Genomic DNA, 12,677 nt, shown 5'->3' on the forward strand with positions numbered 1-12,677 from the left:
TTTTTATTAAATCATGATCATAGGAGGAAGACAGAGTGTCAAATGAAATTAAGAGTTACATTGACTATCAAATGGTAAAAATTCCAGGGGGAAATATAGAATTAAGAGACGATAGAATAAAAAGTAAATGGAAAACTGAAATAAGACCATTTCTTCTTGCCCAGTATCCTGTAACTATGGGTATATACAATACTATTACAAATACATCACTTAATACTTTTGTCAGAGATCTAAAACCAGTTGTGAATGTTTCTTGGAATGATGCAATTTCTTTTTGTAATCTACTTTCACAGAAAGCAGGACTGAAAGAGTGTTATTCAATAAGTAATGATGGTGAAAACATATTTTGTGATTGGGAATCAGATGGCTATAGACTTCCTACAGAAGCAGAGTGGCAATATGCGTGTAAAGCAGGGACGACGGGTTATAGATACGGTGAACTTGATAAAATTGCCTGGTATAATGAAAATTCTGGAGATAAAATACATGAAGTAGGAAGAAAGGAAGCGAATGCATGGGGTCTGTATGATATGTTAGGAAATGTTTGGGAGTGGTGTTGGGATTTATATGATGAACAGGTCTATGGGTCATATCGAATTTTTCGAGGTGGTAGCTGGGCAGAGGTAGCAAGAGGTTGTGGCGCTTCATGTCGTCGTCGTAGCCATCCGTCATTTTGCATAGACGACCTTGGATTCCGTCTTGCACGGTCTTTTTAATTTCCTGAAAGGATGGGGACAGTTATTAGTCAATGCTTAAACGTTCTTATGCAACTGATATGAACGAAACTGTCAAACCACCAAACCAAAAAGGTTTTAATTTAGGGATTTTTAATTTTTTAGACAGACTTAAATTAAGACTACCAACCTAGAATTTAAAAATTAGATTTTCTAAGTCTGTGAATGACAACTCTATAATAGTAGATTTTTTTGTATTATGTCTTAAAAGCTTGGCACGAAGGCAAATAAATTAACGGAAATGTGAGTTCTTGTTCAACTAAAGCAATGCGATACTTCAATAGAAGGTCGCTTTTTAATTGAACTAAAAAGCAAATTATTGAAAGAAATGATTTGAGAATCTTTTGAACTACTTTAGTTTGATTTGTTACAATTACTGGAGGAACATTAGGAAGAGGTAATATTAATGATAAAATTTATGTATATTTTTTGCTTGATTGTATGGGGACTTAATTTTATTGCTGTAAAAATTCAAGGAACTCCAGTAAGCTTAGAATTATCCTTAACTTTTCGACTAGTTATGACAGCCTTTTTATTTTTAGTTCTTGTTTTGTTCATTCGACCAAAGGGGAGACCAACAACTAAAGATCTCCCGTTTGTAATGGCATTTGGTATATGTAACTTTGCATTAAGCTATCTGTGTCTTTATTACGCTACAATTTTGAGTTCTGCAGCAATCGTAACATTGGTATTTTCTTTAAAAGTGATTTTAACGCCGATTGCTCTCCGGATTTTTTTAAAAGAAAAATTACATTCGAGAGTTCTAATTGGAGGTATTCTTGGTGTAGTGGGAGTGTGTATTCTAATTTATCCGACAATGGAAAATTTTCAAGGGTTCCATGACATAAAAGGAATTATTTTCGCTTTCCTAGGTACTCTCCTAACAGCAGTTGGTGACGCATGCTCGGCAAGAAATGCAAATCGCAAGGTTGATCCCATTTATGCAAATGCAATTGGATTTACAGTGGGCAGTATATTGATGGGAGCAATAATATTGTTTCAAGGGAAAGAATTTATTTTTCCAACATCTTTTACGTACTTATCTGCGTTGTTATATTTAACGTTGGTTGCTTCTTTTGCTGCATGGTTATTCTATCTGAAGCTAGTAGAAAAAATTGGAGGAGCTCAAAGTGGCTATATGGTCGCCCTTTTCCCCGCAATTGGTGGAGTGGCCTCTGTTTTAATCGGTGAGTCTGATCCATCAGTGTATTTGATTGCTGGTTGCTTTTTTTGCTGTATTGGCGCCGCGATTGCATTAGGTTTTGGAACGAGAAATCAGAATATGAAATTGCCTATACAGGGTTAACTAAGGCTTTTCTTGTGTAACTAATGTATTGCTTTAGTTATATAACTGTGGAAAAGACTTCCAACAAGTTAGGCGAATAACTAATACGATACATAATAATTTTTATATAATAAAGTACAGTTACTTTTTTCTTTTTTACCAATATCACCTATTTTTTAGGGAAACTCTTTATCCTGTGAGTTTCTCTTTTTTGTCAGTCTAAACATAACAATGTTAATAGATAAAAAGAGCCTGTATCGAAAATTACTTGGTATTTGAAGATACAGGCTTTTAATTTAAACGATTAATTGTTGTTATATAGATTAGTTGATTACAAGAAGAAGAGCTTGATCTAAAAAATCGAAAGGCTTAAGAAATGTAGTCAATGCATGCAATTTTAGTAGTCGGTGAATCTGGTCTACTCAATTATCATGTTAAGAAAGATTATGCTACATTTGTTTGTTTACCGGAATCAAGTGATTTAATATAAGCTTGCGCTTTTTGTTTATCGAATTGACCTTCTGATTTAGAAATAACAACTGCCGCTAGCGAGTTACCTACGACATTAACTGCTGTTCTCGCCATATCTAAAAGACGGTCAATACCTGCGATAAACGCTAATCCTTCTACCGGAATTCCAACTGTACCGAGCGTAGCCAACAATACAACAAACGACACTCCCGGAACCCCTGCAATTCCTTTAGATGTTACTATCAATACAAGTACTAATGAGATTTGGTCGCTAATCGATAAATTAATACCATACATTTGCGCAATAAAAATGGCCGCTAATGCTTGATATAACGTAGAACCATCTAAGTTGAAAGAATATCCTGTTGGGATAACGAACGATGTGATTCCTTTAGGGCATCCAAATTTCTCCATTTTATTCATAATACGAGGTAAAACAGTCTCAGAACTAGCCGTTGAATAAGCAAGGATCAGTTCATCTTTTAATAACTTAATAAAATGAATAATGTTAATGCCTGCCCATCTTGCAACAAGTCCTAAAACAACTAACACAAAGAAAATCATCGTTGAATAAACAAGAATTGTTAACTTACTTAATGGAATAAGTGATTGGACACCGAATTTTGATACCGTTATACCAATTAATGCAAATACACCAAATGGAGCAAACTTCATAATTAGATTTGTCACATAGAACATTGCTTCAGCTGTTCCCTCGAAAAACTTTATGACCGGTTTTCCTTTTTCACCGATCGCTGCCAAACCTAGTCCGAATAAAACAGAGAAGAAAATAATGGCTAACATGTTGCCTTCTGTCATTGCTGAAATGATATTTGGTGGAACGATATTGACGAAAGTTTCAGCAAAACCGTGGCTTTTCGTCATTTCGGTTGTTTGTATATAGCTTCCGATATCTGTTTTCTGTAATGATGACATATCAACGCCGCTACCGGGATGAAAGATATTTGCCGCTAGCAATCCAACAAGAATGGCAATAGTTGTGATGATTTCAAAATATAAAATCGTTTTACCACCGAGTTTACCAAGCTTTTTCATATTCCCAACGCCGGCAACACCGACAATTAAGCTTGAGACAACAATAGGAATAACAATCATTTTGATTAAACGAATAAAAATATCTCCAATCGGTTTAAGGAATCCTTCAATATTTGGATTTCCATAAAAGGCAGCTCCAACTGCGATACCTAAAATGAGACCAATTACAATCTGCCAAGCTAACCCAAGTTTTAGTTTTTTCATCCCATACACCCCTTCAAGTTTATTAAGAATATGAATGTAAGCGATTCCACTCAAAATCATACCGAATCATACAAAAACCTACAAATAAAAAATAAAAAATAAATAATTTTCTCACAACTATTTCAATTTTCCAAAGGTTTGAGTAAAATGTTTAATGTTTGGAGGTGTGGAACTGAAGGAACGAATTTTAGCAGTTGTATTTTTGATGATTACCGTTCCGCTTGCTGGAGAGTTTAAATTCTATCCGTTCAATGATGCATTCCGTGTCAGCCTGGGGACACCGGCTTTTTTCTTATTTTTGTTATTGGGAAGGGGCATTCACCCGAATATTGCAGGAATTTTGACTGGGACAAGTGTGTTTGTATTTCGGTTTTTTTTGGCGGTCCTTATCTGTGACATACCGGTTGATGAGGCATTTTACAGTCATTTTCCAGTACTCTTTTATTACGTCGTGTTCGCTTTCATCTTTCATTTTACAAAAATGAATGAGCAGCATAACAAGCCATTTATGATTGGATTACTAGGAATGGTCATAGAAATTGGTGCAAGTTTAGTTGAAATGGTGATTCGATACTCGATAGCGGATAAAATCATTGCATTTCACTCAATCGAACAGATTATCTTTATCTCGTTTATTCGAAGTTTTTTTGTACTTGGCTTTTTTAACATTTTTAAACTGAGAGAATCAAAATTGGCAGTGGAAGAGCAGCGTAGACAAAACGAGCAAATGCTGTTGTTCATTTCGAATTTGTATGAGGAATCGGTACAGCTTAAGAAAACAATGCAAAATGCGGAAGAAATCACCCGCATAAGTTATGATTTTTATCGTAGGTTGAAATCGGAAGTTTCTCATGTCCATTTTTCCCAAACCGCACTGCAAATTGCAAGTCTCGTGCATGAAGTAAAAAAAGATAATCAGCGAATTTATGCTGGACTATCACAGTTGATTTCTACTGAAAAGCTAGAGGACTACATGGGCATTGAGTTACTGAGTAACATTATCCTTGTTTCCAATAGACGGTATGCAGAGTTATTGAATAAACACATTTTGTTTTCTATGCACGTCGAAGGGGAACATCCGCCATATCATGTCTATAGGGTATTATCTTTGATCAATAACTTGATCGCAAATGCGGTGGAAGCCATCGAGCAAGAGGGACATGTATCGTTGTATGTCATTCGAAGAGACTGGATTGTAGAATTTCATGTCTGTGATAATGGACCAGGCATTGCACCGAAGTTGAAAGAAGTCATTTTTAAAGAGGGGTTTACATCTAAGTATGATGCTTCCGGCAATCCTTCTACAGGAATTGGACTTTCATATGTGAAACTAACCGTGGACAAGCTTGGCGGACATATTAAGCTAAAAGAAAGTCATAAAGAAACAGTATTTGTTATCGAGCTCCCGATTAATGCGATGATACAGAAAGGATAAATTAAATGAATTATTTTATAATTGACGATGATCCAGCTATTAGAGCGATGCTGATAGACTTGATTGAGGATGAGGATTTAGGCAAAGTGATGGGTGAAGCAGAAGACGGATCATTGGTAGACAATGACTTGCTTGCGCTCAAAAAAGTAGACGTAGTACTTATTGATTTACTGATGCCAAAGAGGGATGGAATTGAAACAATTCGTGTTCTTTCTTCTGAATTCAAGGGGAAATTCGTGATGATTTCGCAAGTAGAGGCAAAGGAGCTCATAGGGGAAGTATATAGTTTAGGAGCAGAATACTACATCACTAAGCCGTTAAACCGCATTGAAATCTCAGGAGTGTTAAAAAAGGTTAACGAACGGGTGATTCTGGAAAAATCAATTCGAGGCATACAAGAATCGTTAACTTTATTAAAAGGTCATCAGTCGCCACCATTCGGCGCTTCTCATACAAAAAACATAATCGAAGCCGGCCGTTCATTGATTTCGGATTTAGGGATTATCGGAGAAAGCGGAAGTGAAGACTTGATGAATATTTTAGAATTCCTGCAGGACCAAAAACAAAAGTTTGGATCCTTCTACATCTTTCCGTCTCTAAAAGAAATATTTTATGGATATGCCAAAAAATCGCTTGGAGAACAGGCTACCGAGGCGGAAATACAAAAAGAATCGAAAGCCTCCGAACAACGAGTTCGCAGAGCTATTTACCATGTGCTCATCCATATTGCCTCATTAGGATTAACAGATTACACGAATCCAAAATTCGAAGCGTATTCATCCACGTTTTTCGATTTCTCGGAAGTCCGAAAGAAAATGTTAGAGCTTGAAGGTAAAAGTGAAAAAAGCACTAATCAAAGCCGAATCAACATGAAAAAATTCATTCAATCGCTCTATTTAGAATCAAAGCAGTTGGTGGATTAGCCAATAAATTTGTTTCTTCAAATCAGGGATTGTAAAAGTGTTGTAGTCAGGTTGTAACAAGGGTAGGGATAATAAGCCCATGCTGTCTTTGCTTATTTAATTTTTGCAAGTTTTATATAAAGGAGAAATTTAGTAATAAAGGATCTGAATATAGTCGTTATGCACATTTTCTGAATATTTTTTTTTGTTGAAAAATGCTCTGTATAGTTACAAATCGTATGATAAGATAAAAATCGTTTAATTCTAACAATTAAATTTTTCTGGTTTTAGTTATCGGAATTTTCTATTTTTTACAAACAAATATGAAACTATTAAAAAATTAAAAAAGTAGCACAAGAATTTAGAGGAGGCTCATATGAATTTATTTCGAAAAAAATCAGTTTCAAGCAGTTCGCCTAGTTCACTTAAACAAGTTCTAGGGGCGTTTGATCTTACAATGTTAGGTATCGGTGCCATCATCGGTACAGGTATATTCGTTTTAACTGGTGTAGCAGCAGCTGATTACGCTGGTCCAGCACTTATTCTTTCATTTATTATTGCAGGTTTAGCTTGTACATTCGCTGCACTTTGTTACTCTGAATTTGCATCTATGATTCCAGAAGCTGGTAGTGCTTACACTTATAGTTATGTTGCTTTTGGTGAAGTCATTGCTTGGATATTAGGTTGGGATATGGTACTAGAGTATGGACTTGCATCTTCAGCAGTAGCAAGTGGATGGTCTGGCTATTTCCAAAGTTTATTACATGGTTTTGGAGTAAACCTTCCAACAGCTTTAACAAGTGCATTTGATCCATCTAAACATACATTCATTGATTTACCGGCAGTAATCATTGTTTTACTAGTAACGTTCATTCTTACTAGAGGTGTTAGAGAATCAGCAAAACTTAACACAATTATGGTAATTGTAAAATTAGCAGTAGTAGCACTTTTCATCGTAGTTGGTGTTTGGTATGTTCAACCGCATAACTGGACTCCATTTATGCCAATGGGATTCCATGGGGTAACAGCTGGTGCTGCAGTAGTAGTATTTGCTTACTTTGGATTTGATGCAGTATCAACTGCAGCTGAGGAAGTTAAAAATCCTCAACGTAACTTACCAATCGGTATTATCACGGCTTTAACAATTTGTACCATCTTATATATTGTCGTTTCATTAATTCTTACTGGTATCGTTCCGTTTGATCAATTAGGTGTTAAAGACCCTGTTGCTTTTGCACTAGCATTTATTCACCAAGATTGGGCAGCTGGTTTCATTTCACTTGGCGCAATTATCGGTATTACAACTGTATTAATCGTAATGATGTTTGGACAATCTCGTCTATTCTATGCAATCAGTAAAGACGGTTTATTACCAGGAAAATTATCAAATGTTAACAAGAAAACTCAAGTTCCTGTAACTAGTACATGGGTAACTGGCGGACTAGTTGCTTTATTCGCTGGCTTAATTCCATTAAACAAATTAGCTGAATTAACAAATATCGGTACCCTATTCGCTTTCTCTGCTGTTTCTCTTGGTATTCTAGTATTAAGAAAAACTCGCCCAGACTTAAAGCGCGGATTCAAAACTCCTTGGGTACCTGTAGTACCAGTATTAGCTGTTGTATTCTGTGTATATTTAATGCTACAACTTTCAGCATTTACTTGGAAGGGATTCTTGGTTTGGTTAGTAATCGGTTTAGTAATTTATGTTACTTACGGTTATAAAAACAGTAAATTAAATCAGAGTAACAGTACTGAAGCACCACAAATAAAAATGTATAAATAAAAATTGGGCTATCCCTTAAGTTAGGAGAACTGACTTTTGGGAAGGCCTTTTAAATACAAAAAATCACCTATTACTAAGTGGATTGCACATACTCCCTATGCAAGTTCTTTCCTTCATAACAAAATAAAACTGTTTTCCCTTCAAATTAGTTCCAATATGTATTGGTCGTCCCCATAGCTGATAAATCATAGACATTTTCCCAAATCGTATCATTGATTTTATTTTCCTTGCCTTGTTTTGGAACAGGTACATATCTTCTTGTATGATCAGTTCTTTCGAAGATTTGAGTATTTGGTAATATTATTTTTCGGAAAGAACGCCACCGAACTATGAACATAAACAAATTACAGATGTAACCGATGAAATTGTTAACTATTCTTTTCAATTTGACTCTGTTCAATAATTTTTAGAAGATTGGTATCTGCATGTATTGTCTTCCAATCGTCCTAATTTAACAAATCCTTCCAGCATAAATGGTAAGCCCATAAAAATGTAGTCTCTTCCTTCATACCAGGCAAGGTATTGATCTAAATACTCAAGCTGTCCAAATTCAATATATGTGACTAAACGATTTCCTGTTGCAAATTCGGCATGAAGTTCACTAACTTGAGCAGACCGCTCGATAAGTTCTAATATTTCATTTAAAGTACCACCCAAACGTCTTAATACAATCGACTGGATCATTAGAGCCTCTCCATACCAAATTCCTTCTATAGCTATTTGCTCCAATATCCTTGCATAATCTAAGGCTTTGGCCCAATCTTCACGATGAACATACGACCATAAGCCGTGTTATAATCCACGTCATGTTAATGTTGGTCGATAATACACCTCCGAAAGTGACGTTAGATCGACCACCTGGTTTGTATCAAATCAGTGATGATGAATATACAGTGGAAGAGGGGTATGATCCTGCACTTTGGATTCACGGTCATATTGATTTGAGACCATGTGTTGATAATCATGTTGTCTTATTATCTGTTCAATTAATTCAAATTTCTCGGCTTTTGTTAACGTTTCTTTTTCTTCGCCGCCTGCCTTTCTAGTTCGTCGAGCTTTTTTAAAAACTCTACCTCTGCCTCAAGAAAAGCTATTCGTGCTTCAGCTTTCTTTAATTTTTCTTCAGCTGTTTGAACCTTTGAAGTAGGTCTTCCGGTTGAACCTTTCCCTCGTGTTTCAGTATAAAAACCTTCTTCTCCATAGATTTTATAAGTAGTTCTCCAGCGTTCTAAACATTGACCTGGTTTATCTTTACCTATCATTTCTATATCAAATCCATTTTCAATAAAGATTTGAAGAGGGCCTTTTCCTTTGAGATTTTCTAATACAGCCTTTAATTTAAACTCTGGTTTATAGCTTATTGAACGATCTGATACTTTAATCACATTACTATTTTTTTCAAGTTGTTTTATTTGAAAACTACTAAAAATAATTTTACTCATTTTTCCCCGACCTCATCTATTTATATTTTTATTATAAACGGGATTTGAATGTCGAGGACATAAAAATACCCGAATAATAGACCCTTTTTTTTAAATGTCTATTATTCGGGTAACAATTCATTTTTGAAACTGCTTACTTTTTTTATTTACAAAAAGAATTATTAAACTTTCATAAACTATGAAAACAGTTTTTATCCGAATATGATAGACAGGTAACAAAACATGGGTGATTAAGATATAGTAAGCAAGGGAATTGGAACCGCTTTCTACAATTATTTGAACGATTGGTATAACAATGGATTCATTCGAGATTATAAAACTATTTTAGGAGGGTTAAAAATGCAAATTCCAATAAAGAAAACGCTTGATAAAATTCCAGGTGGTCTGATGGTTGTTCCACTTTTTTTAGGAGTATTAACGAATACCTTTTTCCCGCAATTTTTACAAATTGGAAGTTTTACAACGGCATTATTTAGTAAAGAAGCGTCATCTACTATTTTGGCGTGTTTTATGTTTTTAATTGGTTCACAAATTAATTTCAAATTGGCACCCAAGGCATTAAAAAAAGGTGCAATATTATTAACAGGAAAATTTATAGTGGGTGCAGGTATAGGTTTAACTGTAGCAATGCTTTTTGGGCCAGCCGGAATATTAGGTTTATCACCATTAGCGATCCTTGCAGCGTTATTAAATGCTAATGGTGGATTATATGCATCTCTTGCTTCATCATATGGTGACGAAACCGATGTAGGCGCATATGCGTTATTTTCTTTAAAAGATGGTCCATTTTTCACATTAGTTGCACTAGGTGCATCTGGACTTGCCACAATTCCTTTTCAAACACTTTTAGGAGTATTAATTCCAATTGTAATAGGAATGATTTTAGGAAATATTGATTCTGATATGAGAAAGTTCCTTGGAAGCAGTAAATTATTATTAATCCCATTCTTCTCATTTCCATTAGGTGCAGGAATGAATTTTTCAACTATTATAAAAGCGGGAGGTCCTGGCATATTACTAGGATTAATAGCTGCATTCACTGGAATTGGAGCTTACTTACTTTTAAAGTTATTTAAAGAAAATCCGATCGTTGGTTTAGCAACAGGGTCAACTGCAGGGAATGCTGTAGCTACACCAGCTGTTGTTGCTGCAGCAGATCCAACCTTAGCTGCAATAGCACCGGGAGCTACTGCGCAAGTTGCAGCAGCATGTGTAATATCTGCAATAGTCTGTCCTATTATTGTTAATTATGTATTTAAAATGTCCGAAAAGAAAAAAGCTAATAAATCAATTGCAAGGGCATCCTGACAATAAAATAAAAATCTACTGTTTTCCTGGCTAATATGCTTCCGAAGCCTTGAAGCCAATTTGAAAATGTAACAAGTAAAAAGCAGTCAGTGGTTTCACTTACTGCTTTTTTTAGTTACAAAAAAGGGTATTTAGTTAAAAAAATAATGAGATAAGGAAAATTTTATTAAAATGGTTGCGTTAGGAATAGCCATTTTAAGATAGAAGGAAGGAAACATCATGAATGTACATGAGAATGTTATTATAACTACAATAAAAGGAAAAGAAGTTCTCACCAATCCTTTTTTGAATAAAGGAACAGCTTTTACGAAAGAGGAAAGAGAAGAACTTGGACTTGAGGGTCTGTTACCGCCACAAGTAATCACCCTTGATGAACAAGTGAATAGGGTCTATGAACAATATTCATTGCGGACGACTAATCTGTTCAAAAACGGGCTGCTTTATGATTTATATAACCGTAATGTTGTCTTGTTTTACCGTCTTTTGAAAGATCATCTGGCAGAAATGCTCCCAATCATCTACACTCCTACTGTTGGCGATGCAATTCAGTCATACTCCCATAGATACCGTCGCCCAGATGGCTTATATCTTTCGATTGATAATCCTGAGGGTATTGAAAAGGCATTTAATAATCTTGGAAAGCCAAAGAATGGTATTGATTTAATCGTCGTGACCGACTCTGAAAGCATTCTTGGTATTGGGGACCAAGGGGTAGGCGGTATTAATATTGCGATTGGCAAACTTGCCGTGTACACGGCTGCAGTTGGTATTGATCCAAACCGTGTTCTACCAATCGTGTTGGATGTTGGCACGAACAATCAGGCTTTGATTGCAGATCCTATGTATATCGGTAACAAATTCGCACGTGTCCGAGGTGATCGTTATGATCAATTCATTGATTTATTCGTTCAAACTGCAAGAAAGTTCTTTCCAGAGGTTCTCATTCACTGGGAGGACCTTGGCAACGTCAATGCGCGAAAAATTATGGACAAATATGGTGACAAAATCCTTACCTTCAACGATGACATCCAGGGGACAGGTGCTGTTACTCTTGCTGCTATGATGTCTGCTTTGAAAGTAACAGGAGAATCCCTGAAGGACCAACGCATTGTTGTCTTTGGACCAGGGGCTGCCGGCATCGGTAACGCAGACCAAATGGCAGATGCCATGGTTCTAGAAGGATTAACAAGAGAAGAAGCATTAGATCGTTTCTGGGCTGTAGACTATCGGGGTCTACTAACAGATGAAACAGCAGATGTTCTGCACTTCCAGAAGCCTTATGCAAGAAAAGTAGATGAAGTTAAGGACTGGGATAAGGATGAGAAAGGGATCATTTCATTAATGGAAGTAGTTCAAAGGGTAAAGCCAACAATCCTGATTGGTACTTCTGGACAAGCCGGCGCGTTCACTGAAGAAATTATTAAAGAAATGGCCAAGCACGTTGAGCGTCCCATCATCTTGCCTATGTCCAACCCTACTGCATTGACTGAAGCAGTGCCGGAAAATCTGATTAAGTGGACCGATGGCAAGGCTCTAATTGCAACAGGCAGCCCGTTTGCCAATGTGGAATACAAAGGTGTTTCTTATGAAATTGGACAATCAAATAACGCATTTGTCTTCCCAGGCCTAGGATTGGGAGCGATTGTTGCAAAAGCTGAAGTGATCTCAAAAGGAATGTTTGCAGCGGCTGCTAATGCGGTTGCAAGTATGTCTGACACCAGTAAAGTTGGAGCATCCCTTCTGCCATCCATTGAAAAGCTTCATGAAGTCTCAAAATACGTAGCCATTGAAGTAGCCCATGCTGCAATACATGAAGGAATTGCAAAGATAGATATTCAAGATGTTGAAAATGAGATTGAAGAAGCAATGTGGAAACCTGAGTATAAAGAAATAAAAAGGGTAGCTTTAGAAGTATAGAAGTTACGGGTAATGCTAATAACAGTTAGTCCTTAATAATAAAACAGAGCCTAAATATTGGATAAAAATAAAGATGGAGCAAAGTTTTACGTTGACTCCATCTTTATTTCGTTACAATTGCATTCTTTAACCAATTG

10 protein-coding genes are annotated in these 12,677 nt (G+C 36.0%); 7 read left to right on the forward strand and 3 right to left on the reverse strand.

What is annotated here, in order from left to right:
* The first annotated feature begins 71 nt into the window (after positions 1–71).
* Positions 72–716 carry a formylglycine-generating enzyme family protein gene (locus AN960_RS16725; protein ID WP_172795435.1) on the forward strand — a complete coding sequence of 215 codons (645 nt, stop codon included), beginning with the start codon at positions 72–74 and terminating at the stop codon, positions 714–716.
* A 424-nt stretch (positions 717–1,140) separates the two neighbouring features.
* Entirely contained in the window at positions 1,141–2,040 is a 900-nt protein-coding gene (locus tag AN960_RS16730; RefSeq protein ID WP_056473736.1) for a DMT family transporter, read from the forward strand.
* Between the two features lie 423 nt (positions 2,041–2,463).
* Here the strand turns inward: AN960_RS16730 and AN960_RS16735 are convergent, their stop codons facing one another.
* On the reverse strand, positions 2,464–3,750 hold the full coding sequence (locus AN960_RS16735) for a cation:dicarboxylate symporter family transporter (protein WP_056473738.1): 1,287 nt from the start codon (positions 3,748–3,750) through the stop codon (positions 2,464–2,466).
* Positions 3,751–3,916: 166 nt separating this feature from the next.
* On the opposite strand from AN960_RS16735, the gene AN960_RS16740 reads away from it, so the two are divergent.
* From AN960_RS16740 to bcaP, 3 genes are all read left to right on the forward strand, one after another.
* On the forward strand, positions 3,917–5,185 hold the full coding sequence (locus AN960_RS16740) for an ATP-binding protein (RefSeq protein ID WP_286131739.1): 1,269 nt from the start codon (positions 3,917–3,919) through the stop codon (positions 5,183–5,185).
* Positions 5,186–5,190: 5 nt separating this feature from the next.
* Positions 5,191–6,108: a response regulator gene (locus AN960_RS16745; protein WP_056473739.1), complete on the forward strand. Its 918-nt coding sequence runs from the start codon at positions 5,191–5,193 to the stop codon at positions 6,106–6,108.
* Between the two features lie 355 nt (positions 6,109–6,463).
* Positions 6,464–7,873: a branched-chain amino acid transporter BcaP gene (gene bcaP / locus AN960_RS16750; RefSeq protein WP_056473741.1), complete on the forward strand. Its 1,410-nt coding sequence runs from the start codon at positions 6,464–6,466 to the stop codon at positions 7,871–7,873.
* A 396-nt stretch (positions 7,874–8,269) separates the two neighbouring features.
* On the opposite strand, the gene AN960_RS16755 is transcribed toward bcaP, so the two are convergent.
* Positions 8,270–8,557 carry a hypothetical protein gene (locus tag AN960_RS16755; protein WP_056473743.1) on the reverse strand — a complete coding sequence of 96 codons (288 nt, stop codon included), beginning with the start codon at positions 8,555–8,557 and terminating at the stop codon, positions 8,270–8,272.
* A 326-nt stretch (positions 8,558–8,883) separates the two neighbouring features.
* Positions 8,884–9,315: an HTH domain-containing protein gene (locus tag AN960_RS24560; protein ID WP_056473744.1), complete on the reverse strand. Its 432-nt coding sequence runs from the start codon at positions 9,313–9,315 to the stop codon at positions 8,884–8,886.
* Positions 9,316–9,654: 339 nt separating this feature from the next.
* On the opposite strand from AN960_RS24560, the gene AN960_RS16765 reads away from it, so the two are divergent.
* Both AN960_RS16765 and AN960_RS16770 read left to right on the forward strand, forming a co-directional pair.
* Positions 9,655–10,623, forward strand: coding sequence for a 2-keto-3-deoxygluconate permease (locus tag AN960_RS16765; RefSeq protein ID WP_056473746.1), 969 nt, complete (start codon positions 9,655–9,657; stop codon positions 10,621–10,623).
* 219 nt (positions 10,624–10,842) lie between these two features.
* A complete protein-coding gene (locus tag AN960_RS16770; protein WP_056473749.1) occupies positions 10,843–12,540 on the forward strand; it encodes an NAD-dependent malic enzyme in 1,698 nt (565 codons plus the stop codon).
* The last annotated feature ends 137 nt before the right edge of the window (positions 12,541–12,677 follow it).

It is taken from the genome of Bacillus sp. FJAT-25509, from assembly GCF_001420605.1.
Lineage (GTDB): Bacteria > Bacillota > Bacilli > Bacillales > Bacillaceae_G > Gottfriedia.

Coding starts and splice junctions, on each gene's coding strand:
- AN960_RS16735 (WP_056473738.1), bottom strand. CDS start 3,750: ATGAAAAAACTAAAACTTGGGTTAGCTTGGCAGATTGTAATTGGTCTC.
- AN960_RS16745 (WP_056473739.1), top strand. CDS start 5,191: ATGAATTATTTTATAATTGACGATGATCCAGCTATTAGAGCGATGCTG.
- AN960_RS16755 (WP_056473743.1), bottom strand. CDS start 8,557: ATGATCCAGTCGATTGTATTAAGACGTTTGGGTGGTACTTTAAATGAA.
- bcaP (WP_056473741.1), top strand. CDS start 6,464: ATGAATTTATTTCGAAAAAAATCAGTTTCAAGCAGTTCGCCTAGTTCA.
- AN960_RS16765 (WP_056473746.1), top strand. CDS start 9,655: ATGCAAATTCCAATAAAGAAAACGCTTGATAAAATTCCAGGTGGTCTG.
- AN960_RS24560 (WP_056473744.1), bottom strand. CDS start 9,315: ATGAGTAAAATTATTTTTAGTAGTTTTCAAATAAAACAACTTGAAAAA.
- AN960_RS16770 (WP_056473749.1), top strand. CDS start 10,843: ATGAATGTACATGAGAATGTTATTATAACTACAATAAAAGGAAAAGAA.
- AN960_RS16730 (WP_056473736.1), top strand. CDS start 1,141: ATGATAAAATTTATGTATATTTTTTGCTTGATTGTATGGGGACTTAAT.
- AN960_RS16725 (WP_172795435.1), top strand. CDS start 72: ATGGTAAAAATTCCAGGGGGAAATATAGAATTAAGAGACGATAGAATA.